Origin of the sequence: Pseudomonas sp. MH9.3 (assembly GCF_034354675.1) — a bacterium.
Lineage (GTDB): Bacteria > Pseudomonadota > Gammaproteobacteria > Pseudomonadales > Pseudomonadaceae > Aquipseudomonas.
On record NZ_CP133785.1, the window covers coordinates 1,268,364 to 1,294,854 of the forward strand.

A 26,491-nucleotide genomic window follows, 5' to 3' on the forward strand; every position below is an offset into this window, starting at 1 on the left:
TGTGGCACCCTGCCACTAGCCTGGACAACTGAATCCAGCACGGTAGAGCCTTTTAACTCAACTCAGGGCGCAAAATCAGTACACCCAGCGGTGGCAGATTCAAGGACAACGACACCGGCTGCCCATGGCGTGCCTCATCGTGGGTGAAGACGCCACCGCCGTTGCCAAAATTGGAACCTGCGTAGGTGTCCGCATCACTGTTGATCACCTCGCTCCAGCGCCCGGCAAACGGCACGCCCACGGTGTAGCCCTCACGGGGCACCGGGGTAAAGTTGGCCACCACCAGCACCGGTTTGCCGTCCTTGCTCCAGCGCAGCCAGGCAAAAACGCTGTTGATGGCGTCGTCGCCGATCAGCCACTGGAAGCCCTGTGGCGCATCGTCCTGCTCGTGCAGCGCCGGTTCCTCGCGGTACAGGCGGTTCAAGTCGCCCACCAGCTTTTGTACGCCCCGGTGTTCCGGGTACTGCAGCAGGTACCAGTCCAGCTGCTGATCGTGATTCCACTCGCGCCACTGGCCAAACTCGCAGCCCATGAACAGCAGTTTCTTGCCCGGGTGCATCCACATGAAACTCAGGTAGGCCCGCAGGTTGGCGAATTTCTGCCAGCGGTCGCCGGGCATCTTGTCGATCAGCGAGTGCTTGCCGTGCACCACTTCATCGTGAGAGATCGGCAAAATGAAGCGCTCGGACCAGGCATACACCAGGCCGAAGCTCAGCTCATTGTGATGATGGGCGCGGTAGACCGGGTCCTGCTGGATGTAATGCAGCGAATCGTGCATCCAGCCCATGTTCCACTTGTAATTGAAGCCCAGACCGCCCTGCTGGGTCGGCTGGCTGACGCCGGGCCAGGCCGTGGACTCTTCGGCAATCACCAGCGCGCCAGGCGCTTCGAGGGCGACCACGTCGTTCAAGTGGCGCAAAAAGTCGATGGCCTCGAGGTTTTCCCGCCCGCCGTGGCGGTTGGGCACCCATTCACCGGCCTTGCGCGAATAGTCGCGGTAGAGCATCGATGCCACCGCATCCACGCGCAGACCGTCGATGTGGAAATGCTTGAGCCAATGCAGCGCCGACGCCAACATGAAGCCGTGCACTTCGGTGCGGCCCAGGTTATAGATCAGCGTGTCCCAGTCCTGATGGAAGCCTTCCAGCGGGTTGGCGTATTCGTACAGCGCGGTGCCGTCGAATTGCGCCAGGCCATGGGTGTCGGTCGGGAAATGCGCCGGTACCCAGTCGAGGATCACGCCGATATCGGCCTGGTGCAGGGCGTTGACGAAGTACGCAAAATCTTCCGGCGAGCCAAACCGCGCGCTCGGTGCAAACTGCGACAACGCCTGATAACCCCACGAACCGCCAAACGGGTGCTCCATAATCGGCATCAGCTCGATATGGGTGAAGCCCAACTCCTGCACATAAGGAATCAGGCGCTCGGCCAGCTCACGCCAGCCGTACTGGCGCGAAACCTCACCCGCCTCGTCCAGCTCACACTGCCAGGAGCCCACGTGCAGCTCGTAGATCGACAGCGGCGCCGAGGGTTTCTGCTTGTCGGGGCGCGCCTGCATCCAGTCGTGGTCCTGCCAATCCACCTGCAGCGGTGGCGCCACTTTGGACGCGGTGTCGGGCGGCAGCTGAGTGGCCAGGGCCATGGGGTCGGCTTTGAGCGGCAGGATGCCGTGGGCGCCGAGAATCTCGTATTTGTAAGCCGCACCCGGCTGCAGGCGCGGGATAAAGAGTTCCCACACGCCCGACGGGTGCCGCAGGCGCATCGGATGACGGCGACCGTCCCAGATATTGAAATCGCCCACCACCGACACGCGCCGGGCGTTTGGCGCCCACACGGCAAACCGTATGCCGTGCACGCCGTCAACACTGGTCACCTGGGCGCCCAGGCAACTGCCAAGGTCGCGGTGATTGCCTTCGGCAAACAGGTACAGGTCCATTTCACCGAGCAGCAGCTGGCTGAAGCTGTAGGGGTCTTCGGTGATCTGCTCACCGCCGGCCCACTGGATTTTCAACAGGTAATCCTGACGCGTGGCAAAGTGCCCGATGAACAGGCCCGGCACCTGAGTCGCCTCCAGGCTGCCGATCGATTCACCGCCGTCGCGTGTCAAGACCTGCACACTCAGGGCTTCGGGCAGGAACGCGCGGATGAATTGCCCGCCCTGCTCATCATCATGTGGGCCCAGAATCGAGAACGGGTCCGGGTGCTCGGCGCGCACCAGCGCTTCAACGTCTCTGGACGCCGGCATTGCAGTCAACTTGGGCTGCAGCGGTTCTTTATTGATATAACTCATGACGTCTCCCCACCGCGTGCAGTTTTCGATATAGGGGCAAGCCCGCTCAACAATGCGTGCAAGCCTTGTAATGGCACCGCCAACCAGGTCGGGCGATTTTCCGCTTCGTAAGCCACTTCGTACGCAGCTTTCTCCAGGCTGAACAGTGTCAGCGCGGCGTCCTGGCCTTTGGCGTCCTGCCAGTCATGCGCCAGTGTAGACGCAGCGGCCTCATAGGCCTGGATAAATGCCTGGCGCGCCTCCTTGAGGTAGCGATCGGTCACGCGTTTGCGCGCAAGGTCCGCTTCGGGGGAGTGATCCACCCCCTGCACGTTCAGCGCCATGGCGGCCGCGTAATCAAACGAACGCAACACACCGCTCACATCCTTGTAGGGGCTGTGCTTGCCGCGCCGCTCATGCAGCGGCCTTGCCGGCTCGCCCTCGAAGTCGATCAGGTAGGCATCGCCCTTCACCACCAGCACCTGGCCCAGGTGCAAGTCACCGTGCACGCGAATGCGCAGCCCGCCCAGCGTGGCTTTCGCCAATGCCTGGACCTGGCTGCCGATGGCTTTTTTCTGCGCCAGTAGTTCACTGACCAGCGTCTGCTCAGCGGGGTTCAACTGATGTTGGTTGAGCTTGAGCAATTGCAGGGCGCGTTCGATCTGCGCGCCCACGTCTTTGGCCCAGGCCTGGGTGTCCTTGGTCGAGGTGGTTTCTGGCCTGAAGTCCTTGTTGTCAGTGGGCGCACCCAGCACGCCATGCATTTCGCCCAGACGCTGGCCGAGCAGGCCGGCAAAGTCCGCCAGCTCGCCCAGAGCGTTGTAATGCTGCTCCTGATCGGACATGGCCTCGGCCAGTTCGTCGCGGATCGCTCGCTCCAGGTTGTTCTGGGTCCAGCTCCACGCATCGCCCTGGTTGCTCAGGTAACCCTGGGCGATCATCAGCAGGTTGTCCTCGCCCTCAGCGTCACGCCGAATCATCGACCCCATCAGCGGCGAGATATTCGGGTAGCCGGCCTCGGTGAGGTAAGCGCTCATTTCAAGCTCGGGGTGCACCCCGGCGCTGACTTTGCGGATCAGCTTGAGCACCAGGCGTTCACCCACCACCACCGAGCTGTTGGACTGCTCGGCAGAGAGGTAACGAACCGATACGTCGCTGCTCAGTTGCAGCGCGTCCAGATGCGGGGTCGCCGCAAAGCGCAGGGCACCGTCGCTGCTGTCAAGCACGCTGCCAGCCTGCAGGGCCTGGATCACCGCACGAATGAAATGCTCGAGGCTGAACGCATCGGTTACCAAACCTACCTCGCGGGTGCGCCGTACGCGGGCCAGGGCCAATTGCTGGGGCAAGGCGCTGGTGAACTGGTCTTCGCGCAGCAAACCGAACGGCAACTGATAACGGCTCACCTGCCCGCCGCTGCTCACCTCGATTTCGCTGAGCAACACCGGATGCTCCGGGTCGCCAAACCGCACGCCGTAAGCGATGTGCACGCTGTCGATGGTGGCGTCCTTGCCGGCAAACCAGCGGCGCTTGGGCAGCCACAGCGGCAGTGAGTCGTGTTCGAGGGTGTTGCGGCAAGGTTCTTCGAGCAATTCTTCCATGCGTTTTTTCAGTACCAAAGTGGTGAAGTCGGGAATGCTCTGCGCCGGCTCGACATGCCAGCTGGGCATCTGATTCTCGGCGGCCAGCACAAACCAGTAGAAGCCGTACGGCGCCAGGGTCAGCAGGAAGTTGAGTTGGCCAACCGGTGGGAACGCGTTGCCGCCGAGCATCTCCACCGGGACCATGCCGGCGAATGCCGACAGGTCCAGCTCCGCCGCCTGGGCGCTGCGTGACACGTTGGCCACGCACAATATGATTTCCGTGCGCCCGTCCTCGCCGGTGAACTCGCGGGTATAGGCGAGGATGCGACGGTTGCTCGGCGAGAGCATTTTCAGGCTGCCGCGACCGAACGCCTTGGACTGCTTGCGCACTGCGAGCATGCGCCGCGTCCAGTTGAGCAGCGAGTGCGGGTCCTGGGCCTGGGTCTCGACGTTGACCGACTGGTAGCCGTATTGCGGGTCCATGATCGGCGGCAGCACCAGACTCGCCGGGTCGGCGCGGGAGAAGCCGCCATTACGGTCGATGGACCACTGCATGGGCGTACGCACACCGTCGCGGTCGCCCAGGTAGATGTTGTCGCCCATGCCGATTTCATCGCCGTAATACAGGGTCGGCGTGCCGGGCATCGACAGCAGCAGGCTGTTGAGCAGCTCGACGCGGCGGCGGTCGCGCTCCATCAACGGCGCCAGGCGCCGACGAATACCTAGGTTGATACGCGCGCGGCGGTCGGCGGCGTAGTAGTTCCACAGGTAGTCGCGTTCCTTGTCGGTGACCATCTCCAGGGTCAGCTCGTCGTGGTTGCGCAGGAAAATTGCCCATTGGCAATTGGCCGGGATCTCCGGGGTCTGGCGCAAAATATCGGTGATCGGAAAGCGATCTTCCTGGGCCAGCGCCATGTACATGCGCGGCATCAGCGGGAAGTGAAAGGCCATGTGGCATTCGTCGCCGTCGTCGCCCTTTTTGTCACCAAAGTACAGCTGTGTATCTTCAGGCCACTGGTTGGCTTCGGCCAGCAGCATGCGGTCGGGGTAATGCGCGTCGATCTCGGCGCGGATCTGCTTGAGCACGCCGTGGGTTTCCGGCAGGTTCTCGTTGTTGGTGCCATCGCGCTCGATCAGGTAGGGAATCGCGTCCAGACGCAGGCCGTCGATGCCCATGTCCAGCCAGTAGCGCATCACCGACAGCACGGCTTTCATGACTTGCGGGTTGTCAAAGTTGAGGTCCGGCTGGTGCGAATAGAAGCGGTGCCAGAAGTATTGACCGGCCACCGGGTCCCAGGTCCAGTTGGACTTTTCGGTGTCGAGGAAAATGATGCGGGTGCCGTCGTACTTCTGGTCGTCATCGGACCAGACATAGAAATCCCGCGCGGCCGAACCGGGCTTGGCCTTGCGCGCACGCTGGAACCAGGGGTGCTGGTCGGAGGTGTGGTTGATCACCAGCTCGGTGATGACCCGCAACCCGCGCTTGTGCGCCTCGGCAATGAAGCGCCGGGCATCGGCCATGGTTCCGTAGTCGCTGTGCACGCCACGGTATTCGGCAATGTCGTAACCGTCGTCGCGGCGTGGCGAGGGGTAAAACGGCAACAGCCAGATGGTGTTGACGCCCAGATCGGCGATGTAATCAAGTTTGGCGATCAGCCCGGGAAAGTCGCCGATCCCGTCATTGTTGGAGTCGAAATAGGATTTGACGTGAACCTGGTAGATCACCGCGTCCTTGTACCAGAGCGGATCCTTGATGAACGTGGCTGCCTTGGGTTTCTTCGCCATTGGACACTCCTGAAAACTCGAAAAAACGTGCTGACGCAATCCGGTCAATGTGGGAGGGAGCAAGCTCCTTCCCACCTTTGACCTCGGCAGGCTTAAGACGCGGTAATGCGCCAGATCCCAAACGGCATCTGCGGATCGAGACGGGTCCACTGGCTCTTGCCGTACCAGGTCCAGCGATGGCCGTTCATCAGGTCCTCGCCCTGGGTCTGCGCATCGTCCGGCAGGCCCATTTCCCATAGCGGCAATTCGAAGTGAGCTTCCTGGGCATTGAACGGATCGAGGTTGACCGCCACCAGGATGAAGTTGCTGCCATCTTCGCTGCGCTTGCCGAAATACAGGATGTTGTCGTTCCAGGCGTTGTAGAGCTTGAGCCCCAGGTGTGTCTGCAGGGCCGGGTTCTGGCGGCGGATGCGGTTGAGTTGGGCGATTTCGGCAATGATGTTGCCCGGCGCGGTGAAGTCGCGCGGGCGAATCTCGTACTTCTCCGAGTCCAGGTACTCTTCCTTGCCGGGCACGGGTGCCGCTTCGCACAACTCAAAGCCCGAATACATCCCCCACAGGCCCGAGCCCATGGTGGCCAGCGCGGCGCGGATCAGGAAGCCCGGACGGCCGGATTCGTGCAGAAAGCCAGGGTTGATGTCCGGCGTGTTGACGAAGAAGTTCGGCCGGTAGCACTCACGCCACGGCGACTGGTTGAGCTGGGTGAAATACTCGCTCAACTCGGCCTTGGTGTTGCGCCAGGTGAAGTAGGTGTAGCTCTGGGAATAGCCGACCTTGCCCAGGCGCGCCATCATCGCCGGCGTGGTAAAGGCTTCCGCAAGGAAGATCACCTCGGGGTATTTGGCGCGCACATCGCTGATCAGCCATTGCCAGAACGGCAACGGCTTGGTGTGCGGGTTGTCGACGCGAAAAGTCTTCACGCCCTCTTCCACCCAGCCCACCACAACGTCGCGCAGCTCTGTCCACAAGCCGGGAATGGCGTCGGCAGCGTAGAAATCGACGTTGACGATATCCTGGTACTTTTTCGGCGGGTTTTCCGCATATTTGATCGTGCCGTCCGGGCGCCAGTTGAACCAGCCCGGGTGCTGCTTGAGCCATGGGTGGTCCTGGGAGCACTGGATAGCGAAGTCGAGGGCGATTTCCAGGCCATGGTCGGCGGCGGCCTTCACCAGGCGGCGGAAATCATCACGGCTGCCCAGTTGCGGGTGAATCGCCTCGTGACCGCCGTCCTCGCTGCCGATGGCATACGGGCTGCCGGGGTCATCGGGGCCGGCATGCAGTGAATTGTTGGGCCCCTTGCGGTGGCTGCGGCCAATGGGATGGATGGGCGGAAAGTAGAGCACGTCGAAGCCCATGTCATGGATCATCGACAAACGAGAGTGCACATCGTTGAAGGTGCCATGGCGCGCCGGATCATCGGTGATCGAGCGCGGAAACAGCTCGTACCAACTGGCGAACTGCGCACGTTCACGTTCCACATCAATCGGGTAGACGGTGCTGATGCTCAGATAGGCGCGGTGGTCGGCCTGGGTCATCAGGTGTGCACTGTCTTCGTGCAGGAACTGCGCAACCTGCTCGGTTTCCAGCAGGCCGGAGAGTTCGTGGTGCAGCAGCATCAGACGGTCGCGCAGCTCGTTGTCACTGCGCTCGGCAGCCTGCAGCACCAGGCTGCGGCCCTCCTGCAGCTCGAGGCTGACCGGTACACCGGCTTCGTGCTTCTTGCGCAGTTCATAGCAGAAACTGGCGAAGGTATCGATCCAGGCTTCGATGCAGAACTCATGCGGGCCTTGCTCGGTAACGGTAAACGCGCCCTCCCAGCCGTTGTTGCCAACATCGGCCATCACCACGCTGTGCCAGGTTTCTTCGTGCAACGGGCGCCAGCGAATCAATACAGCCAGCTTGTCGTGGCCGTCGGCAAACACCTTGCTGGTGACGTTCACGCGCTGGTTCACCACGGCTTTTACGGCAAATTCGCCGCCGTCGATCACGGGCGTGGTGTCTTCAATGGCGATCCTGGGCAGCAGCAAGGCCTGGGACAATGGTAATGCGCAGTTATCTGAAGCCAGTGTTTCAGCAGTCATCGAGCATCTTCCCCTTACGCCCTGTGGACGCTCTTTTGCTTGATCCGAATTCTGATACGGCGGCGCTCTCCCTGAGCGGGGCCGTCTTAGGTCCGAGCCTGTGTGCGAGAGAAAAGTTCAGGCGGATATGCCGCCACCGGGCGGGAATCAAATCCGCCACGCGGTTGTCCACCGCTGGAGCAAAGCACAAAGGAGGCCACACCATGACTATTCCGATTCCGGCTGAGACACCCGACCCCAATATTGACGACCCAACGTTACCGCCTGTTGAACCGCCGCCGGTTCCTGAACAGGAACCGCCGGAAAACCAGCCGCCACCGGTGCAGGAGCCGCCTGGAGGTGAACCGCCAGTGGTTCTTTGAGGCTTTCCACGCGGTGTTCCGCATTCGCTTGCGCAGACTACGCAACCGGGTTGCGCAAGCGGACCTTGATCGTGGCAATTTCCCACTCGATAAAAAGCTCTAGTCCTAACTCCAACGAACGTGCGGGTTCTCATACTGATTTTTCGCTCGCCTGAACGTCACGCATCAGGCAAGACGTAATCCAATCTGTTTATGAGGAATCAGCATGACGACCATCAGCGCACCGCCGGCCTTTGCGTTCAACGCACCTCACACCGCCCCGACCAGCCCCCACCCGCTCAAGCAACCCGAGGTATCCACGCCTGCGCTCTACCTGGAGCGACACCTTGAGGATATAAGCGCCCGTGTGGACCGTAATACCATTGACCACATGATGCGTAACCTGGATTCGAAAGAGTCAAAGGATTACTTCGAGAAAATCGACGCATTGCTGACCCCGGACAACATCAAGCGCCTGGCAACCGGCCCCAAGGCGAAATCTCACATCAAGGCGCTTGCCCATATCGAAACCCGTTTTAATAGCGGCTCGATCGATAAGGTATCAACCCCCGTCGAGTGGAAGCATGTCGAGGACTATCGCAAAGCCGTGGAGGCAGAACTGTTCGAGTTGACGATCAGCATGCTTAAAGCCCCGTGGGAGAAGGGCTCTGATTTGGCTCGCGGTTTCTTCCATAATGAAATCGCCCCGCATATCCTGCATGGGATGCATGACCTTCAGTCCAAATGCACGCACCTCAGTGAAATAGCCAAGTTGGTGAAAAACATACTCGAGTCGTTGCAGGATGCGCACCTTACAGAGCGCGCGCAGGATTTGTCGCGAGGGTATGCGGTCAGGTGAAAGAACCGGACCCGTTGACCCGAATCGGTAGTCACTCGTCCTTCTCGAACGCACGCACGATCCGCGGCATCACGCTGAACACCGCCAGGGCCAGCAAGGTACTCAACAATGCTGTGGATTCCCGGCCCAGGCCGGCCGCGACGCCAATCGCGGCGGTCATCCAAAGCCCTGCTGCGGTGGTCAGCCCTTTGACGTGGCCCGCGTCCTCATCCTTGCCCTTGATGATGGTGCCCGCGCCCAAAAAGCCGATGCCGGCGATCACGCCCTGCACCACGCGGCTCATGGCATCGGCCTGGTTACCGGACATCTGCGGCACCAGCACGAACAGCGCCGCGCCCAGCGCCACCAGCATGTGCGTGCGTATCCCGGCCGCCTTGCCCTTGCTCTCGCGCTCAAAACCGAGGATGCCGCCGAGAATGGCCGCCATCAACAGCCGCACGGTCATCTGGGTGACCTGTTTTGCATCGCCGATATCGGCGAATTCGGCCTGCAGGGTCAGCCACGCTTCTTGCCACCATGCGTCCATGGATGCGCTCCTTTGTGATTGTTGGTAAAAGATGGACAGCGGCGACCGCCAGTCAGTTGCCTGGAACGCCTGGACATCGGCGAGCCTGCTGCTACCTTCCGGTCCGATTACCCAATGAACCTGTTTTAAGGCCCGATGAAACGCTACGAAAAATTTGCCGATGCCATTGCAGAACTGATCCGCTCCGGCGTGCTCGGGCCTGGTCAGCGTGTGCCTTCCGTGCGCTACGCCAGCCAGACCTACGGCGTCAGCCCCTCCACGGTGTTCCAGGCTTATTACCTGCTCGAGCGCCGTGGCCTGATCCGCGCGCGGCCGCGCTCGGGTTATTTCGTCAACACCCATGCGCCCAGCCCGCTGGCCGAGCCGATGCCGAGCGAGCCGGTGCGCGACTCCACCGAGGTGGATGTGAGTGAGCTGGTGTTTTCGGTGCTTGACTCCATCAAAGACCCCAATACGGTGCCGTTCGGCTCAGCCTTTCCCAGCCCGCTGCTGTTCCCGTTGCCGCGCCTGGCCCGTTCCCTGGCCCGCGCCGCTCGCGAAATGGACCCGCGCCTGGTGGTCACCGACATGTCGCCGGGCAACCCGCAACTGCGCCGGCAAATCGCGCTGCGCTACAGTGTCGGCGGGCTGGTGGTGCCGATGGAAGAACTGCTGATCACCAACGGCGCCCTGGAAGCGCTCAACCTGTGCCTGCAGGCCGTGACCGAGCCGGGCGATCTGGTTGCCATCGAAGCGCCAGCGTTCTACGCCTGCCTGCAAGTACTCGAGCGGCTGAAGCTCAAGGCCGTGGAAATTCCCGTGCACCCGCGCGATGGCATCGACCTGGACGCCCTTGCCCAAGCCCTGGCGCGCTACCCGATCAAGGCCTGCTGGACCATGACCAGCTTTCAGAACCCCATGGGCGCCACCTTGCCGCAGGCCAAAAAGCAGGCGTTGGTGGAACTGCTGCGCAGCCACCAGGTGCCGTTGATCGAAGACGATGTGTACGCCGAGTTGTATTACGGGCAACATGCGCCGAAACCGGCCAAGGCCTTCGACACCGAAGGGTTGGTGATGCATTGCGGCTCGTTTGCCAAGAGCCTGGCGCCGGGTTATCGGGTGGGCTGGGTCGCGGCCGGGCGCTATGCGCAGAAGGTCGAGCGTCTCAAGCTGATGACCTCGTTGTGCCCGTCGATGCCGGCCCAGGCTGCCATCGCCGATTACCTGCAACACGGCGGTTATGACCGCCACCTGCGCAGACTGCGCTATGCCCTGGAAGAACAGCAACACGCCATGCTGGCCGCCATTGCCCGCCACTTTCCGGCACAGACCCGCGTCAGCCAGCCCACCGGCGGCTATTTCCTGTGGCTGGAACTGCCGGAGCAGACCGACTCGCTGAAACTCTTCCAACGGGCCCTGGCCCAAGGCATCAGCCTGGCGCCTGGGCCGATCTTCTCGGCGACCCGGCGCTTTCGCCACTGTATCCGCTTGAATTACGGCAGCCCCTGGACCGCGGCGTCCGAGACAGCGATGCAGACCCTGGGGCGGCTTGTGCAGTCGCTCTAGCGGCCGCCGCCCAGGTCGATAAAGGTGCCGGTTGCATACGAAGCCTTGTCCGACAGCAACCAGATAATCGCCTCGGCCACTTCATCCGGCCGCCCGCCACGGGCCATGGGAATGCCGGGCTCGAGCTTGCTGACGCGGTCCGGGTCGCCGCTCAGGGCGTGGAAGTCGGTGAAGATGTAGCCGGGGCGCACCGCGTTGACCCGGATACCCTCGCCCGCCACTTCCCGGGACAGGCCCAGGGTGAAGGTGTCGAGCGCGCCCTTGGAGGCGGCATAGTCGACATACTCGCCGGGCGACCCCAGACGCGCCGCTACCGACGACACATTGACGATACTGCCGCCCTGCCCGCCATGGCGTGGCGACATGCGCAGCAGCGCCTGTTTGGCGCAGAGGATCGGCCCCAACACGTTGGTCTTGAGGACCTTGAGGATGCGGAACTCGGACATGTCCTCCACCCGCGACTTGTGCCCCACAGTGCCGGCGTTGTTCACCAGCGCGGTGACACGGCCCAGCTCGGCGTCGACCCGGCTGAACAGCGTGATCACTTCATCTTCGATACTGACATCGGCGCGCACCGCAATCGCCTCGGCGCCCAGGGCGCGCACCTGTTCCAGCACCGCCTGGGCGGCGGTTTCGTCAGACTGGTAATTGATGCAGATGCGATAGCCTTCGCGGGCGGCGAGCAAGGCCGTTTCGGCGCCGATTCCGCGGCTGCCTCCGGTAATGATGACGACTTTGTCCATGCCAGCGATCTCCTGAAATACCCTGATGTTTGCGGTTGGATCCAAGAGTAACCGTCACGCCCGGTATTTGTCAGGCACGAGGAATGCTTGCGCGCGCTGGATATCGGCCATGAAGCCTGCCGCCGGTAACGGATGGCCGAGCAGGTAGCCTTGCAGCGCGTTGCAGCCCAGCCGCGTGAGGAAATGCTGCTGCGCATCGGTCTCCACGCCTTCGGCGACAATCCGCAGGCCCAACGCCTGGCCCAGTGCAACGATGGCGGACACAATGGCGGCGTCGTCGCTGTCGTGCTCCAGGTCGCGTACAAAACCGCGGTCGATCTTCAGTTCGTTGGCCGGCAGGCGCTTGAGGTACATGAGACTCGAGTAGCCGGTGCCGAAATCGTCGATGGACAAGTCGACGCCCATCTCCGAGAGCTGCTGCAATACTGTCATGCTCGCATCGGCGTCGCTCATGGCCGTGGTCTCGGTGATTTCCAGGGTCAGGCTGTTGGCCGGCAACTGGTGACGTGCCAGCGCGGCGGCAACGCTCTTGACCAGCCCGGCATGACCGAACTGCAACGCCGACAGATTGACCGCGATGCGCCAGTCTTCATAGCCCTGGGCGTACCACGTGCGCATCTGGCGGCAGGCTTCATTGAGCACCCACTCGCCGATCGGGATGATCAGACCGGTCTTTTCCGCCAGTTCGATAAAACTGACGGGCAGCAGCAGGCCCTGTTGCGGGTGCTCCCAACGCAGCAGCGCCTCGGCGCCGACCGGCATGCCACTGACCGCGTCGAACTTGGGCTGGTAATACAGTTGAAATTGCTCGAGCTCCAGGGCGTTGCGCAGGTCCTGCAACAGTTGCAGTTGCTTGCGCGCGTTGGTGTTCATCGAGGCTTCAAAGAAGCTGTAGCCGTTCTTGCCCAGCCCCTTGGCGTGATACATGGCGGCGTCGGCGTTCATCAACAGTTCCTGAGGGCTGTTGCCATTGCCCGGAAACAGGGCGATGCCGACGCTGGCGGAAATTTTCAGGTCATGCTCGGCCACCTGGAATGCGCGATTGATCAACACCACCTGGCGCTCGGCCAGGCCCAACGCGTCGGCCGGCTGTGTCAGTTGCACCAGCAGCACGAACTCATCGCCGCCGATACGCGCCAGGGTGTCCTGGCTGCGCAGGTCCTCGCGCAGGCGCTGGCCGACGTCGCGCAGCAGCAGGTCGCCCAAGTGATGGCCAAAAGCATCGTTGACCGGTTTGAAACCGTCCAGGTCAATGAACATCAGCGCAAAGCAACCGCCCTGCTCCCTTACCGCCTGCATCGCCTGCGCAATGCGGTCGGCGAGCAAGGTCCGGTTGGGCAGCCCGGTGAGCGTGTCATGCAGGGCCAGGTGGGTCAGTTCCTGGTTGGCCAGGGCCAGGGAATGGGCGAGCACGGCGGTACGCGCCTGCAGACGGGCGTCCAGCAGCGAGGTGAGCAGCGCAATGAGCAGCACCGCCAGCGACGTGACCAGCACCAGATTGTCCAGGCCCCTGCCGCTCAGGCCGGTCAAGGCTGCGCCACAGAAACTGTCGTCGGCAAACCGCGCCGCGGCCATGCCGGTGTAGTGCATGCCGACAATCGCGACGCCCATCACCATGGCCGCACCGCCTCGCGCCAGCCGCACATAAGGGGTATTGCGCCGCAGGTTGAACGCAATCCACAACGCCGCGCCGGACGCTATCACCGCGATCAGCAGCGAGGCACCCAACAGCGTGGGGTCGTAATCGATACCGGGCGTCATGCGCATGGCAGCCATGCCGGTGTAGTGCATGCTGGCAATACCGGCGCCCATAATCAGCGCGCCGAATGCCAATTGCCAGACGGGCAGACGCGGCTGGCTGACCAGCCATAACGCAAAGCCGCTGGACAGCACGGCGATCAACAGCGACAGCGCGGTAATGCCCACATCGAAGCCCAGAGCAAACGGCAGGCGCAGGGCCAGCATTCCGATAAAATGCATCGACCATACGCCCACCCCCATTGCCAACGCACCGCCGGCAATCCACAGATAAATGGCGCTGCCCCTGGCCGTGGCAATCCGCCCCGTGAGGTCCAGGGCGGTGTAGGACGCAAGGATGGCAACACACAGGGAAATGGCGATAAGGGCGGGTGAATAACTACCGATCAGCATGGGACTTCTCGCGGGCACTGGTTTGACACGACCGTACCAAGTGGCAAAGCGGCGGATTGTAGCGAGAATAATTCTTGAACAGGCGATTAATTATCAAATCGCCACTATCTGTTTTTTGACGTCAATTGCGCGGCTTTTGCGAAGCACAGCCGGCTCCATCTGATCCACGCAAAACCCAATGTGGGAGCGGGCTTGCTTGCGAAAGCGGTGGATCAGTCACAGATAAAGTGTCTGGGACCGCGCATTCACGAGCACGCCCGCTGCCACATTTCCCAATCCGCGCAGCTCATTGACCAGCCGTGTTACACACCATATAGTGTGCCCACTAACAGGCCAGACCACTACATAGTGTGCAGTATCGGTATTTCTCGACCACACTCTGTGCAGTATTTCAAGCGATCAGGAAGGAATATTTCAATGCTGAGTTGGGATGAAGTCGACAACGAGGACACTGGCGAAGCTGTCATCAGGGGCGCCAACGCCGGCCATGCCAGTGAAGCCAACATGGACCGTCTCGACGGTGCCGGCGCCGCAGCCGCCCTTGAAGCGCGCAACGTGACCGCCAACGACTCGGCGGCGATCATCCGCGCCAAGGCAGCGCTGGACAAACTCGACGTCGCCGAAGGCCTCGCCGAACTCGAAGGCTCCGCCGCCCGCGTCGCCGTCGACGAAAAGCGCATGATCAACTGCCGCGCCGACCTCAACCAGCTCGTGCCTTTCAAATACGACTGGGCCTGGCAAAAGTACCTCGACGGCTGCGCCAACCACTGGATGCCGCAAGAGGTCAACATGACCGCCGACATCGCCCTGTGGAAAACCCCCGAAGGCCTTACCGACGACGAACGCCGCATCGTCATGCGCAACCTCGGCTTCTTCTCCACCGCCGACTCGCTGGTCGCCAACAACCTGGTGCTGGCCGTGTACCGCCTGATCACCAACCCGGAATGCCGCCAGTACATCCTGCGCCAGGCCTTCGAAGAAGCGATTCACACCCACGCCTACCAATACTGCATCGAATCCCTGGCCATGGATGAAGGCGAGATCTTCAACATGTACCACGAGATTCCATCGGTCGCTAAAAAAGCAGCCTGGGGCCTCAAGTACACCCGCTCGATCTCCGATCCGAAGTTCGAAACCGGCACCGTCGACACCGACAAAGAGCTGCTGCGCAACCTGGTCGCCTACTACTGCGTATTGGAAGGCATCTTCTTCTACTGCGGCTTCACCCAGATCCTCTCCATGGGCCGCCGCAACAAAATGACCGGCGTGGCCGAACAGTTCCAGTACATCCTGCGTGACGAGTCGATGCACCTGAACTTCGGTATCGACGTGATCAACCAGATCAAAATCGAAAACCCGCATTTGTGGGATGCCGAGATGAAGGAAGAAGCGACCCAGATGATTCTGCAGGGCACGCAACTGGAGATTGAATACGCGCGGGATACTATGCCGCGTGGGGTGCTGGGGATGAATGCGGCGATGATGGAGGATTATCTGAAGTTTATTGCTAACCGCCGTTTGTCGCAGATTGGTCTGAAGGAAGAGTACCCAGGCACGACCAACCCGTTCCCGTGGATGAGCGAGATCATGGATTTGAAGAAAGAGAAAAACTTCTTCGAAACCCGCGTGATCGAGTACCAGACCGGCGGCGCGCTGAGCTGGGACTGAATCAACATAGCGCCGGAAAAATGTGGGAGGGGTATGCTCCCTCCCACATGAGCCTGTGTTCTTTAAACGTGTGTACACCCTTTTATGCCCAATCAAACCATCAAAACCCCCTGCGTAGGCCTGTGTTCCACCGTTTACGGTGATCTGGTGTGCCGGGGCTGCAAGCGCTATCACCACGAAGTCATCCAGTGGAATGGCTACAACGCCGATGAAAAACAGGCGGTGTGGCTGCGCCTTGAGCAACTGCTGGTGCAGGTGATGACCAGCAAGCTTGAAGTGTTCGACCCCCAGCGCCTGCGCCAGCAGCTGGAAGACCGCAAGATTCGCTATGTGCCGCACCAGTCGCCGTATTGCTGGGCCTATCAGTTGATTGCCCGGGGCGCGCGGGTGATTTCACGTTTGGACGCCTATGGCCTGGCGTTGTTGCCGGAGTTTCGCGAACGCAGCCTCAGCGAGCTGCGCGATGCGATCGACCGCGAGTTTTTCCTGCTATCGGAGGCCCATTACGAGCGCTACATCGCGCCTGGGTTTCTGCAGGAGGCATTCGGGCCAGCACTGATCGCCAGCACCTGAACCGCCCCACTCCCCTCGTCATTGTGTTTAAAATGCGGCCCGCTCAAACACCGACGCTCACCGATGACCCCAGACGCACTCGCCACCCTGCACGCCCATTTGCTGACCGCCCTGGCCGACGCGCCCGCTGAAACCCGGCGCCTGTTCCACGGCCGTGGCCGCTGCTGGCCGGGGCTTGAGCAGTTGACGGTGGACTGGCTGCAAGGCGTGGTGCTGGTGGCGCTGTTCAAGCAGACCGAGCAGCTGGACGCCTTGAAACAGCAACTGTTGCAGATCGACTGGGCAACCCTGGGTGCGCGCGCCGTCGCCCTGCAACACCGCTACCTGCCGCAAAGCACCACCGAGTGGCTGGTGGGCGAGCCCATCGACGAGTTGACCATCACCGAAGGCGGCCTGCGCTACCTGATCGACCTCGGTAAAAAGCAGAACAGCGGCCTGTTCCTCGACATGCGCTATGGGCGCAACTGGGTGCGCGAACAGGCCCGGGATCAACGGGTGCTCAACCTGTTTGCCTACACCTGCGGGTTTTCGGTGGCGGCTATCGAAGGCGGCGCGGCCCATGTGGTCAACCTGGACATGGCGCGTGGCGCCCTGAGCCGAGGTCGCGACAACCATCGCCTGAACGGTCACGACTTGGGCAAGGTCACCTTTCTGGGCCACGACCTGTTCAAATCCTGGGCCAAGGTCACTCATAGCGGCCCGTACGACCTGGTGATCATCGACCCGCCGTCCTTCCAGAAAGGCAGCTTCCTGCTGACCAAGGACTACCAGCGCGTGCTGCGCCGCCTGCCGGATTTGCTCACGGCGCAGGGTACGGTGCTGGCCTGCATGAACGATCCGGCGTTTGGCGAAGACTTCCTGATCGACGGCGTCACCCGCGAAGCACCGGGCCTGCGCTTTGTAGAACGCCTGGAAAACCCGCCGGAATTCCCCGATATCGACCCACAGAGCGGGTTGAAGGCCCTGGTGTTTCGCCAAGGCTGATGCCGAAACGTCCTACGCTTGCTAACCTAAGCGGTAGATCGGGGTGGTGAACCTTATCCCCCCATTCCCGGTCGATACCTGCATTCCCCCGGCCAGACTCGACGGCGTCACGTTGTCGGCTGCCCTGTTACACCTTTTGGAGAAACGCCCGTGATCTCGACCCTGCATGTAGCCAGACTCAAAGCCTGGGGCGCCCATGGCTTTACCGCCACCGGCGTGGTCCTGGCCTTCCTGGCCACCCTGGCGCTCCTGGAAAACTCGCCCAAGGCCTGCCTGCTGTGGCTGGGTCTGGCGCTGGTGGTGGACGGCGTCGACGGCTCTCTGGCGCGCAAACTCAACGTCAGCACGGTGTTGCCCAGCTTTGACGGCTCGGTGCTGGACCTGGTCATCGACTACCTCACCTACGTGTTCATTCCCGCGCTGTTTATCTATCGCTACATCGACCTGCCGGAATTTACCCACCTGTTCACCGTGTCGGTGATCCTGGTGTCGTCGCTGTTCTGCTTCTGCAACGTCAACATGAAGAGCAAGGACAACTACTTCGTCGGCTTCCCGGCTGCCTGGAACGTGGTCGCGTTGTGCGTCTACATCATCCAGCCGGACGCCTGGGTGACCCTGACCACCGTGATCGGCCTGGCCCTGCTGACCGTCACCCCGATGAAGTTCCTGCACCCGTTCCGCGTGAAGCGCTTCATGCCGATCAACATTGCGGTCACCACTATCTGGCTGCTGTGCAGTTTCCTGATGGTCGTGGACCACCCCAACACCAACCCGTGGACGTTCGGGCTGTGGTCGCTGATGTCGGCGTACTTCCTCGGGATCTGCGTATGGCGCACCGGGCTTGAGTGGCTCGAAGCGCGGCGTTGAGCCGTTATTGCGCAACGAAGCACGCCCGTACAAGCCCGGTGCCGGATTTAACGCAATAGTGATGCAGTTTTTTCACTCTGGCTTTAATGCACAAGGGAGTTTCAGATGAGCGCATTCGTTGCCAAAGACGGCACCCGGATCTACTTCAAGGACTGGGGCAGCGGCAAGCCCGTGTTGTTCAGCCACGGCTGGCCACTGGATGCCGACATGTGGGAATACCAGATGGAGTACCTGAGCAGCCGTGGCTACCGCACGATTGCCTTTGACCGTCGCGGTTTCGGGCGCTCCGACCAGCCCTGGACCGGCAATGACTACGACACCTTCGCCGACGATATCGCCCAACTGATCGAGCACCTGGACCTTGCGGACGTGACCCTGGTCGGCTTCTCCATGGGTGGCGGCGACGTGGCGCGCTACATCGCGCGCCATGGCAACGCCCGGGTCGCAGGCCTGGTGCTGCTGGGTGCGGTGACGCCGATCTTCGGCCAGCAGCCGGACTATCCAACAGGCGTGCCGGCTGAGGTGTTCGACGGTATCAAGGCCGGCCTGCTGAAGGACCGTGCGCAATTTATCAGCGACTTCAGCAGCGCATTCTTCGGGATCAACAAGGGCCAGCAGGTTTCCCAGGGCGTGCTGGCGCAAACCCTGCAGATCGCCCTGCTGGCGTCGCTCAAGTCCACCGTCGACTGTGTCACTGCGTTCGCGCAAACCGACTTCCGCCCGGACATGGCGACAATCGAGGTGCCGACCCTGGTGATCCATGGCGACGGCGACCAGATTGTGCCGTTCGAAACCACCGGCAAGGTGGCGGCGCAGATGATCAAGGGTGCTGAATTGAAGGTGTACAAGGACGCCCCCCACGGGTTTGCCGCGACCCATACCCAGCAGCTCAATGAAGACCTGTTGGCGTTTCTGCAGCGCTGATCAACCGTTTGCACGCAACGCACAGCCACTGTGGGAGCCTCTCTCCCACAGTGGCCTGCGGATCCCTGGCTGACGCGCACTGCCCGTTGCTGGACAATGGTTGGAATCAACCGCCGCAGGCTGCGGTCCCAGTACACACGCTCACTGCAACAGGTATCCCTCCATGACACTGCCCCACACCATGACCCTGATTGAAATCACCGAATTCGGCGGACCTGACGTGCTCAAGCCACGCCAGGAAGCCGTGCCGACCCCAGGCCCGGGTGACCTCCTGATTCGCGTGCACGCCGCCGGCGTCAACCGCCCCGACGCCTTGCAACGCGCCGGCAAATACCCGATGAAACCCGGCATGAGCCCGATCCCGGGCCTGGAAGTGGCCGGTGAAGTGGTGGCGCTGGGCGACGGTGTCACCCAATACAGCCTGGGCGACCGGGTATGCGCCCTGACCAACGGCGGCGGTTACGCACAGTTCTGCACGGTGCCGGCTGGCCAGGCGTTGCCGATCCCCGAGGGCATGGACTGGATTCAGGCCGCAGCCGTCCCGGAAACCTTCTTTACCGTCTGGGCCAACCTGTTCGGCCTGGGCAATGCCCACACCGGCGAACGCGTGCTGATCCATGGCGGCACCAGCGGCATCGGCACCACCGCGCTGATGCTGTGCCGCGAGTTCGGCATCCAGGCCTTCGCCACCGCCGGCAGTGCCGACAAGTGCGCGGCCATCGCCAAACTGGGCGCCGAACCGATCAATTACCGCGAGCAGGACTTCGCCGACGTGATCGCCAAGAAAACCGATAATCAGGGCGTGGACGTGATTCTCGACATCATGGGCGCCTCCTACCTCAACAATAATCTCAAGGCCCTGGGCATGGACGGCCACCTGGTGATGCTGGGCTTCCTCGGCGGCGGCAAGGCCAACGACGTCGACCTGCTGACCATCCTCAGCAAACGCGCAGTGATCACCGGCTCGCTGCTGCGGGCACGCACCGCCGATGAGAAGGCCGCGATTGCCGACCAACTGCGCGAATACGTGTGGCCGGTGCTGGCGCAAGGACGCTGCCTGCCGATCATCGACCAGGTGTTCGACTACACCCAGGCCGACCAGGCCCATGCCCGCATGGAAGGTGGCGACCACATCGGCAAGATCGTGCTGCGAGTGATTTAAAACCAGTAAGGGAATCCCGCTGCCTCTGTGGGAGCGGGCTCAGTGGAGAGCGGGCTCCTGTGGCATGCCGTTCAGTTAAGCGCAGATTCCCTGTGGCGAGCAGGCTTGTCCTGCGTTGGGGGGCGCAGCAGCCCCAAAACCAGGCGCTGAGCCGTATCAGGTACACCGCGTTTTGCTTGATTGGGGGCGCTTCGCACCCCAACGCGGGGCAAGCCCGCTCGCCACAGGAGCCCGCTCGCCACAGGAGCTCGCTCGCCACGGGAGCCCGCTCGCCACAGGGGCGTGTGATTATCTGGAATGGATCACAGCACAGTGAGTTGTGCTACTCGGCGTACGTCGGGTAATCCACATAGCCCAATTCAGAACCGCCATACATCCCTTCAGCACGCAACGGGTTCAACGGCCAACCGTTGAACAATCGCTGCGGCAGGTCCGGGTTGGCGATGAATGGCCGGCCGAATGCAATCAGGTCCGCCAGCCCCGCTTCGACCAACCGCGCGCCACGCTCGGCGGTGTAGCGGCCGGCGTAGATGATGCGGCCGCTGAACGCACTGCGCACGGCCTGGCGGAAGGTGTCGGGCAGGTCGGGGGCGTTGTCCCAGTCGGCTTCGGCAATGGACACGTAAGCGATACCTGACTGTTCCAGCACTTTGATCGCTTCGATATAGGTGTGGTGCGGGTCTTCTTCCACCAGACCGATGTAGACACGGTCCTGATCGGTGCCGCTGAACAGCGGTGAAAAACGCACGCCCAGGCGCTCGGGCCCGACCACCTGGCTCACCGCCTCGACCACCTCGCGCAGGAACCGCAGGCGATTGTCCAGCGAGCCGCCGTACTGGTCATCGCGCTGGTTGGAATGTGCCGAGATGAACTGGTTGACCAGGTAACCATTGGCCGAGTGAATCTCCACCCCATCGAAGCCCGCGTCCAGCGCATTGCGGGCGGCCTGGGCGTACTGTCCGACCAACTCGTCGATCTCCAGCAGGTTCAACGCGCGCGGCACCGGTGGCTGCACCAGGTCGCCGGTCCCCGGGCCGGTGGCGATAAACGCCTTGGCCTGCTGCGCCTGAATCGCCGACGGCGCCACCGGCGCCGCACCCTCGGGCTGCAAGGCATTGTGGGACACCCGGCCGACGTGCCACAGCTGGGCAAAGATCACCCCGCCCTCGGCGTGTACGGCGTTGGTGACCTTGCGCCATCCTTCGATTTGCGCAGGGCTGTAGATGCCCGGCGTCCAGGCATAACCCTGGCCACGGGGTTCGATCTGCGTGCCTTCGCTGACCATGAAACCGGCAGTGGCGCGCTGACGGTAATACTCGGCCATCAAGTCAGTGGCGATATCACCCGGCTGGGCGCTGCGCTGGCGGGTCAGCGGCGGTAATACCACGCGGTTGTTCAAGAGGTGATGGCCCAGTTTTACCGGGGTGCTTAAAACGTTGGCAGTCATTGCGATATTCCAAATTCGGGACGAACGAAAACGTTGGCGACTCGTGCGAGTCGCCAGCGATAAAACGGTTAATTGAATTAAGCGGTGAGGTTGAGCAGGGCCTGGGCCACTTCGCTCGAACTGCCGGGGTTCTGCCCGGTAACCAGGAGGCCGTCGACAATCACGAAGGACTGCCAGTCAGCGCCCTTCTCATACTTGCCGCCCAGCTTCTTGAACTCGTCCTCGACCAGGAACGGCACCACGTCGGTCAATTGCACCGCCGCTTCTTCGGAGTTGGAGAAGCCGGTCACGCGGCGACCCTTGATCAACGGCTCGCCATTGACCGCCTTGACGTGACGCAGAGCACCCGGTGCATGGCAGACGAAACCGATAGGCTTGCCGGCACGCTCGAACGCTTCGATCAGCGCAATCGAGGTGGGCGACTCGGCCAGGTCCCACAGCGGTCCGTGGCCACCTGGGTAGAACACCGTGTCGAAATGGTCGGCGTTGAGTGTGTCCAGCTTCACGGTGTTGGCCAGGGCCTGTTGCGCGGCAGGGTCGGCGGCGAAGCGGCGGGTCTGCTCGGTCTGGGCGTCCGGTTGATCACTGACCGGGTCCAGTGGCGGCTGGCCACCGGCCGGGGATGCCAGCACGACCTCAACGCCAGCGTCCTTGAACACGTAATACGGGGCTGCAAACTCTTCGAGCCAGAAGCCGGTCTTGCGGCCGGTGTCGCCAAGCTGGTCGTGAGAGGTGAGTACCATTAATACTTTCATTTTCCAGTGCCTCGATCGATGTGGATGTCAGGGTGTGCAGGGCTGCCCAACAACTGCTGGGTCAGCGACAGCGCTTCGGCAAACGGCTCGGCGCTGCGGGTGATCTTGCTCATGACGCTGGTTCCCAGCCACAGCGCATACAGGCGCCGGGCCAGGCCTTCGGGGGATTGCTCGATAGTCAGCGAACCCTCTTCGACCCCGCCGCGTATCCCCTCGGCGAGTACCTCGATGGTGCGCGAAGTGCCACGTTGCAGGGCCAGGCGCATCGGCTCTGAAAGGTCTGACACCTCGGCACCGAGTTTGACAGCCAGGCATTTGCCGGAATCGGTGCAGCCGGTCTGGTTGTCGATCCAGGCCTGCCAGTAGCGCATCAACATGTTGTGCCGGGACAGGTCGGGCTGGCTGAACAACTGCTGCATGCCGTGCACGTAGTTGTCGAAGTAGGTGTCGAGCAACACCACACCGAATGCGTCCTTGGAGTTGAAGTAGTGATAAAACGAACCTTTGGGCACCGCAGCGGCCTGCAGTATTTCGTTCAGGCCCACCGCAGAAAATCCCCTGGCGCCGATCAGCGGCTGCGCGCTGTCGAGAATCACTTGCCGGGCACTTCTGCTGTCGTTGCTCATGCTTGCCTCCCTCCGATTAGACCAGTCGTCTAGTTCGTGAAGCCATGGTAGGCAGCGTGGCAGAACCTCACAATGTCAGATCCGCAAGGATTTCGGACATGGGTCGAAGTCGGTTGCCGTTTACCCGGCGCCCGCCGACAATTCACTCCCCGCGCCCCTTGGAGAATAACGATGCACAGCGTTGCGCTGATGGTTTACCCGAACTTCCAGTCCTTGAGCCTCAGCCTGGGCTCGGTGTTCGAGTGCGCGAACCTGCTGCGCGGCGAGCCGGCCTATGCGTTTCATCTGGTGTCGGAGAGCGGCGGCGCGGTGATGACGTCCCAGGGCTTTTCGGTGAACACCTCGCCCCTTCGGCCAGAGGGTTATGACACGTTGATTGTCAGCGGCTACCTGGAGTTTCGCCTGCCGGAAGCGAACCTGCTGGAGCTGGTCAAGGCCGCGTCCGCGCAGTCACGCCGGGTGGCGTCGCTGTGCATGGGGATTTTCGTGCTGGCCGAAGCCGGGTTGCTGGAGGGCAAGCGCACCACCACCCACTGGATTCACGCGCCAGCGTTTCGCAAACGCTATCCGCACATCCGCCTGGAAGAAGACAAGCTGTTTGTGGTGGACGGCCAGGTATGGACCGGCGCCGGCATGAGCGCCGGGGTCGACCTGGCCCTGGCCATGGTGGAGAACGACCTGGGCAGCGACCTCGCCCGGCGCATCGCGCGCAAGCTGGTGATCGCCCAGCGCCGCGGCAGCGAGCAATCGCAGTTGTCGGCCCTGCTGGAGCTGGACCCCAAGTCTGACCGCGTGCAACTGGCCCTGGCCTACGCCCGCGAGAATCTCACCCATGACCTGTCGGTGGACGCCCTGGCCGAGGTCGCCCGGCTCAGCCCGCGCCAGTTCAGCCGGGTGTTTCGCGAAGAAACCGGGCAGACGCCGGCCAAGGCCATCGAATCACTGCGGGTGGAAGCCGCGCGGGCGATGATGGAAACCAGCCGGCACCCGGTTGAGGTGGTGGCCCGCGAAACCGGATTCGGCGACCGCGAGCGCATGCGCCAGGCGTTCCTGCGGGCGTTCGGGCAACCGCCTCAAGCGATGCAGCAGGCCTTCAATGCAGCGCCGCCCGCGTAATCAGGTAAGTCACCAGGTGCGGGTCATCGTCCAGCTCAAGGGTCTGCACCGGGCGCGGCAGGTAATCGAGCACCGTGCGCCAGAACGCCTGTGACACTTCATCCTGGTCATAAAAGCGCACCAGCCAGTTGGCCTCGCCGCTGCACAGCACCTGGGTGGCGATGGCGCGGCCGATGCCCCTGCGGCGGTAGCGCTTGAGGATGAACAGGTCGGCCAGCTCCAGGGCATCCAGGCCCAGCTCGCTGCCTTCTATCAGCATGAAACCGGCAATGCAGCCATCCACCAGCAGCAGGTTGGCGCTCCATTGCGGGTCTTGCCAGTAGCGGGACAGGTGTTCGTCATGGATGTAAAAACGGCCATCCGCTTCGACATCCTCCTGCTCCCAGTCCGAGGACTCGTAGGCATAGTACTGGTACAGATTGCGGATCAACTCGGCTTCTTCGGGGCCGGTCTGGATCAATTCGACGGTGGTTTCAGGCATGGGGCTCTCAGTGAAATAACGCAGGGCGCCATTGTTCACAAAACCTCGCATCAAGCCAATGCCGAGTGAATCCTTTCTGTTGGCTGAACGGAATGCAGATAGCGAGGGCGCCGGCCACCATCCTGAAACATTTGGAATAAACTTCGCCGATTCCCGCGCTTCTCAAGGACATGCCTCGTGACCAACGTTTGTACCGCCGGCCTGGATGTCGGCTTTGCCTCCCTGGATTACCTGCAGATTTTCTTTTTGGGCGTGATTCAGGGCATCACCGAACTGCTGCCGGTGTCGTCCACCGCCCACATGCGCGTGGTCCCCGCCCTGCTCGGCTGGCAGGATCCGGGCTCGGCGTTTTCGGCGGCCATGCAATTGGCGGCGCTGGCGGCCGTGGTCAGTTACTTCTGGCGCGACGTGCGCCAAGTCACCACCGGCAGCATCGACGCGGTGCGCCGGGGCGACTACAACGACCGCTGGTTCAAGCTGGCGGTGGCGATTGTGCTGGCGACCATCCCGATCTGCATTGCCGGGCTGGTGCTGTCTTCGACCCTGAATGCGTGCAACTCGCCGTTGCGCGGGCTGATGGTGATCGGTTTTTCCTGCGTGGTGATGGCGGTATTGATGGCGGTGGCCGAGCTGCGCGCCCGGCATACCCGTGACGTCAGCCAGATGCGCCTGCGTGATGCGCTGATTGTAGGGGTTGCACAGATTGGCGCGCTGATTCCCGGGGTATCGCGCTCGGGCTCCACGCTGACGGCGGCGCTGTTTCTCAACTTCAAGCGCGAGGAAGCCGCACGTTTCTCCTTCCTGCTGGGCCTGCCCGCCATCGCCCTGGCCGGGTTGAAAGAGCTATGGGTGTTGCTGCACGCCGACCTGCCCGCGCACGCCTGGCCGCACCTGCTGTTCGGGCTGGTGGTGGCGAGCATTTCGGCATTTTTTGCGATCTGGGGGCTGATGAAGTTTCTGGAGCGCTTTTCAACCTGGCCATTTGTGGTCTACCGGGCGCTGCTGGGCGTGTTTTTAATTGTAGCGGTCAGTACCGGCCTGTTGAGCTGAGCCGCCTTGCACTGAAAAACCCTTAAAGCCTGCGACATTCGACGTTCAGTCCGCCAGCCTCAAGTAGCTGGCTCTCGATCACTACTGGCAGGCAACGCTGAATGACGGCGATATTGCTGCGCAAGTGGTCGCTCATCTGCGGCGTAGTGAAGCTGCCACCGCCTGCCAATGCCATCGGCAACAGCAGTTGATCAGCCAAGTGTTCGCCCACCGCCGAGTCAGAGCCTTGCCAGCGCAGCGCCTGCTCAATCGCCTGGTCGGCGACGGTTTCGGCGCGTACCCGGGCCAGGCCAAAGGCGCTGAACACGTCGGTAACGTGCTCGTGGGCGTATTCCAACATCAACACATTGCCCGGGCCTTGCGCTGGATCGACCTCCATCGGGAACCATTGCGAGGCAACAACCCCCAACCGCTGGCGCACGCGCTTGAATTCCCGCGCACTCACTTGGACCGGTAAGCCAGCGCTCAGCGTGATGACCCGAGCCTCAAGAAGCTTGCCACGCTGCATCAAGTGCAACGGCGTCAGTTCACCGGGCCGAATCAGCGCCTCCAATTCGCCACCGCCCGCCGGAACAAACCCGTGTCGGATCAGGTTCAACTCGACGCTCGCGCCCATGCGCCGCAACAGCGGCAGCCACGCACGCTGCAGGAAGTCCACAGGGGGGGCCAGCGGATTGTGCGTGCCACCGCTGATCGTCACACGACTGATCGTCGGCGCCCGCAATAACGCCGGTATTAAAGTCTGCAACACCAGCGTGCAACTGCCGGCGGTGCCAATAGCAAAGCGGTACTCGCCGCCTCGAATCGGTCCGGGCTCGAACACCAATACCTGCGAGCCGAGTTCAGCCCCCTCTACCCGCGCACCGCATACCTCGACAGCCGCCAGCACCGCCGTCAAGTGTTGGCGCATCAACCCCGGACGACTGCGCCGGGCGCGGATATTACGAATACGAACGAA

At 62.2% G+C, this 26,491-nt stretch carries 21 protein-coding genes and 1 pseudogene; 11 read left to right on the top strand and 11 right to left on the bottom strand.

Annotated features, from left to right (window positions below; all coding sequences use genetic code 11):
* Window positions 1-52 precede the first annotated feature (52 nt).
* The 3 genes from glgB to RHM60_RS05190 form a co-directional block, all read right to left on the bottom strand.
* Window positions 53-2,290, bottom strand: a complete 2,238-nt coding sequence (gene glgB, locus RHM60_RS05180) for a 1,4-alpha-glucan branching protein GlgB (RefSeq protein WP_322213858.1) — start codon at window positions 2,288-2,290, stop codon at window positions 53-55.
* Window positions 2,287-5,634, bottom strand: coding sequence for a maltose alpha-D-glucosyltransferase (gene treS / locus RHM60_RS05185; protein WP_322213860.1), 3,348 nt, complete (start codon window positions 5,632-5,634; stop codon window positions 2,287-2,289). Before treS ends, glgB begins: the two co-directional genes overlap by 4 nt.
* 92 nt (window positions 5,635-5,726) lie before the next feature.
* Entirely contained in the window at window positions 5,727-7,715 is a 1,989-nt protein-coding gene (locus RHM60_RS05190) for an alpha-1,4-glucan--maltose-1-phosphate maltosyltransferase (RefSeq protein ID WP_209982526.1), read from the bottom strand.
* 203 nt (window positions 7,716-7,918) lie between these two features.
* Here RHM60_RS05190 and RHM60_RS05195 point away from each other — a divergent pair, with 203 nt between their 5' ends.
* Window positions 7,919-8,077, top strand: a complete 159-nt coding sequence (locus RHM60_RS05195) for a hypothetical protein (RefSeq protein WP_209982529.1) — start codon at window positions 7,919-7,921, stop codon at window positions 8,075-8,077.
* Window positions 8,078-8,282: 205 nt separating this feature from the next.
* Entirely contained in the window at window positions 8,283-8,915 is a 633-nt protein-coding gene (locus RHM60_RS05200; protein WP_231423367.1) for a hypothetical protein, read from the top strand.
* Between the two features lie 31 nt (window positions 8,916-8,946).
* Here the strand turns inward: RHM60_RS05200 and RHM60_RS05205 are convergent, their stop codons facing one another.
* On the bottom strand, window positions 8,947-9,441 hold the full coding sequence (locus RHM60_RS05205) for an MgtC/SapB family protein (protein ID WP_209982532.1): 495 nt from the start codon (window positions 9,439-9,441) through the stop codon (window positions 8,947-8,949).
* 135 nt (window positions 9,442-9,576) lie between these two features.
* On the opposite strand from RHM60_RS05205, the gene mapR reads away from it, so the two are divergent.
* Window positions 9,577-10,986, top strand: a complete 1,410-nt coding sequence (gene mapR, locus RHM60_RS05210; protein ID WP_322213862.1) for a GntR family transcriptional regulator MpaR — start codon at window positions 9,577-9,579, stop codon at window positions 10,984-10,986.
* On the opposite strand, the gene RHM60_RS05215 is transcribed toward mapR, so the two are convergent.
* Together RHM60_RS05215 and RHM60_RS05220 are read right to left on the bottom strand one after the other, a co-directional pair.
* Complete coding sequence (locus RHM60_RS05215) at window positions 10,983-11,729, bottom strand: SDR family oxidoreductase (RefSeq protein WP_322213863.1); 747 nt, start codon at window positions 11,727-11,729, stop codon at window positions 10,983-10,985. The genes mapR and RHM60_RS05215 overlap by 4 nt on opposite strands.
* A gap of 54 nt (window positions 11,730-11,783) precedes the next feature.
* The gene (locus RHM60_RS05220) at window positions 11,784-13,880 is read right to left on the bottom strand and encodes a putative bifunctional diguanylate cyclase/phosphodiesterase (RefSeq protein ID WP_322213864.1); all 2,097 of its coding nucleotides are present in this window, start codon (window positions 13,878-13,880) and stop codon (window positions 11,784-11,786) included.
* Between the two features lie 417 nt (window positions 13,881-14,297).
* Between RHM60_RS05220 and RHM60_RS05225 the strand changes: the two genes are divergently transcribed.
* From RHM60_RS05225 to RHM60_RS05250, 6 genes are all read left to right on the top strand, one after another.
* On the top strand, window positions 14,298-15,548 hold the full coding sequence (locus tag RHM60_RS05225; protein ID WP_209982540.1) for a ribonucleotide-diphosphate reductase subunit beta: 1,251 nt from the start codon (window positions 14,298-14,300) through the stop codon (window positions 15,546-15,548).
* An 84-nt stretch (window positions 15,549-15,632) separates the two neighbouring features.
* Entirely contained in the window at window positions 15,633-16,121 is a 489-nt protein-coding gene (locus RHM60_RS05230) for a DUF1289 domain-containing protein (protein WP_231423359.1), read from the top strand.
* Window positions 16,122-16,184: 63 nt separating this feature from the next.
* Window positions 16,185-17,105, top strand: coding sequence for a class I SAM-dependent methyltransferase (locus tag RHM60_RS05235; protein ID WP_322213865.1), 921 nt, complete (start codon window positions 16,185-16,187; stop codon window positions 17,103-17,105).
* Between the two features lie 150 nt (window positions 17,106-17,255).
* On the top strand, window positions 17,256-17,972 hold the full coding sequence (gene pcsA / locus RHM60_RS05240) for a phosphatidylcholine synthase (protein WP_003239175.1): 717 nt from the start codon (window positions 17,256-17,258) through the stop codon (window positions 17,970-17,972).
* Window positions 17,973-18,077: 105 nt separating this feature from the next.
* Window positions 18,078-18,896, top strand: a complete 819-nt coding sequence (locus RHM60_RS05245) for an alpha/beta fold hydrolase (RefSeq protein WP_209982546.1) — start codon at window positions 18,078-18,080, stop codon at window positions 18,894-18,896.
* A gap of 163 nt (window positions 18,897-19,059) precedes the next feature.
* Complete coding sequence (locus RHM60_RS05250; protein ID WP_209982548.1) at window positions 19,060-20,058, top strand: NAD(P)H-quinone oxidoreductase; 999 nt, start codon at window positions 19,060-19,062, stop codon at window positions 20,056-20,058.
* A gap of 322 nt (window positions 20,059-20,380) precedes the next feature.
* On the opposite strand, the gene RHM60_RS05255 is transcribed toward RHM60_RS05250, so the two are convergent.
* The 3 genes from RHM60_RS05255 to RHM60_RS05265 form a co-directional block, all read right to left on the bottom strand.
* Window positions 20,381-21,505: an alkene reductase gene (locus RHM60_RS05255; protein WP_209982550.1), complete on the bottom strand. Its 1,125-nt coding sequence runs from the start codon at window positions 21,503-21,505 to the stop codon at window positions 20,381-20,383.
* A gap of 77 nt (window positions 21,506-21,582) precedes the next feature.
* Window positions 21,583-22,260: a type 1 glutamine amidotransferase domain-containing protein gene (locus RHM60_RS05260; protein WP_003239372.1), complete on the bottom strand. Its 678-nt coding sequence runs from the start codon at window positions 22,258-22,260 to the stop codon at window positions 21,583-21,585.
* Window positions 22,257-22,886 carry a TetR/AcrR family transcriptional regulator gene (locus RHM60_RS05265; RefSeq protein ID WP_209982552.1) on the bottom strand — a complete coding sequence of 210 codons (630 nt, stop codon included), beginning with the start codon at window positions 22,884-22,886 and terminating at the stop codon, window positions 22,257-22,259. Before RHM60_RS05265 ends, RHM60_RS05260 begins: the two co-directional genes overlap by 4 nt.
* Before the next feature lie 171 nt (window positions 22,887-23,057).
* On the opposite strand from RHM60_RS05265, the gene RHM60_RS05270 reads away from it, so the two are divergent.
* Window positions 23,058-24,002, top strand: coding sequence for a GlxA family transcriptional regulator (locus tag RHM60_RS05270; protein WP_209982555.1), 945 nt, complete (start codon window positions 23,058-23,060; stop codon window positions 24,000-24,002).
* Here RHM60_RS05270 and RHM60_RS05275 read toward each other — a convergent pair.
* Window positions 23,980-24,483 carry a GNAT family N-acetyltransferase gene (locus RHM60_RS05275; protein ID WP_231423352.1) on the bottom strand — a complete coding sequence of 168 codons (504 nt, stop codon included), beginning with the start codon at window positions 24,481-24,483 and terminating at the stop codon, window positions 23,980-23,982. The genes RHM60_RS05270 and RHM60_RS05275 overlap by 23 nt on opposite strands.
* A 177-nt stretch (window positions 24,484-24,660) precedes the next feature.
* Between RHM60_RS05275 and RHM60_RS05280 the strand changes: the two genes are divergently transcribed.
* Window positions 24,661-25,533: an undecaprenyl-diphosphate phosphatase gene (locus RHM60_RS05280; RefSeq protein WP_209982559.1), complete on the top strand. Its 873-nt coding sequence runs from the start codon at window positions 24,661-24,663 to the stop codon at window positions 25,531-25,533.
* A 22-nt stretch (window positions 25,534-25,555) separates the two neighbouring features.
* Here the strand turns inward: RHM60_RS05280 and rtcA are convergent.
* Window positions 25,556-26,488, bottom strand: a pseudogene (gene rtcA, locus RHM60_RS05285) (RNA 3'-terminal phosphate cyclase); the annotation flags it as partial.
* Window positions 26,489-26,491 lie beyond the last annotated feature (3 nt).

What these genes read in the sequence shown, in the direction of transcription:
- mapR (WP_322213862.1), top strand. Translation starts at nt 9,577, where the DNA reads ATGAAACGCTACGAAAAATTTGCCGATGCCATTGCAGAACTGATCCGC.
- RHM60_RS05260 (WP_003239372.1), bottom strand. Translation starts at nt 22,260, where the DNA reads ATGAAAGTATTAATGGTACTCACCTCTCACGACCAGCTTGGCGACACC.
- RHM60_RS05190 (WP_209982526.1), bottom strand. Translation starts at nt 7,715, where the DNA reads ATGACTGCTGAAACACTGGCTTCAGATAACTGCGCATTACCATTGTCC.
- RHM60_RS05200 (WP_231423367.1), top strand. Translation starts at nt 8,283, where the DNA reads ATGACGACCATCAGCGCACCGCCGGCCTTTGCGTTCAACGCACCTCAC.
- RHM60_RS05270 (WP_209982555.1), top strand. Translation starts at nt 23,058, where the DNA reads ATGCACAGCGTTGCGCTGATGGTTTACCCGAACTTCCAGTCCTTGAGC.
- RHM60_RS05255 (WP_209982550.1), bottom strand. Translation starts at nt 21,505, where the DNA reads ATGACTGCCAACGTTTTAAGCACCCCGGTAAAACTGGGCCATCACCTC.
- treS (WP_322213860.1), bottom strand. Translation starts at nt 5,634, where the DNA reads ATGGCGAAGAAACCCAAGGCAGCCACGTTCATCAAGGATCCGCTCTGG.
- glgB (WP_322213858.1), bottom strand. Translation starts at nt 2,290, where the DNA reads ATGAGTTATATCAATAAAGAACCGCTGCAGCCCAAGTTGACTGCAATG.
- RHM60_RS05245 (WP_209982546.1), top strand. Translation starts at nt 18,078, where the DNA reads ATGAGCGCATTCGTTGCCAAAGACGGCACCCGGATCTACTTCAAGGAC.
- RHM60_RS05235 (WP_322213865.1), top strand. Translation starts at nt 16,185, where the DNA reads ATGACCCCAGACGCACTCGCCACCCTGCACGCCCATTTGCTGACCGCC.
- RHM60_RS05265 (WP_209982552.1), bottom strand. Translation starts at nt 22,886, where the DNA reads ATGAGCAACGACAGCAGAAGTGCCCGGCAAGTGATTCTCGACAGCGCG.
- RHM60_RS05205 (WP_209982532.1), bottom strand. Translation starts at nt 9,441, where the DNA reads ATGGACGCATGGTGGCAAGAAGCGTGGCTGACCCTGCAGGCCGAATTC.
- RHM60_RS05215 (WP_322213863.1), bottom strand. Translation starts at nt 11,729, where the DNA reads ATGGACAAAGTCGTCATCATTACCGGAGGCAGCCGCGGAATCGGCGCC.
- RHM60_RS05230 (WP_231423359.1), top strand. Translation starts at nt 15,633, where the DNA reads ATGCCCAATCAAACCATCAAAACCCCCTGCGTAGGCCTGTGTTCCACC.
- RHM60_RS05250 (WP_209982548.1), top strand. Translation starts at nt 19,060, where the DNA reads ATGACACTGCCCCACACCATGACCCTGATTGAAATCACCGAATTCGGC.
- RHM60_RS05195 (WP_209982529.1), top strand. Translation starts at nt 7,919, where the DNA reads ATGACTATTCCGATTCCGGCTGAGACACCCGACCCCAATATTGACGAC.
- RHM60_RS05275 (WP_231423352.1), bottom strand. Translation starts at nt 24,483, where the DNA reads ATGCCTGAAACCACCGTCGAATTGATCCAGACCGGCCCCGAAGAAGCC.
- RHM60_RS05220 (WP_322213864.1), bottom strand. Translation starts at nt 13,880, where the DNA reads ATGCTGATCGGTAGTTATTCACCCGCCCTTATCGCCATTTCCCTGTGT.
- RHM60_RS05225 (WP_209982540.1), top strand. Translation starts at nt 14,298, where the DNA reads ATGCTGAGTTGGGATGAAGTCGACAACGAGGACACTGGCGAAGCTGTC.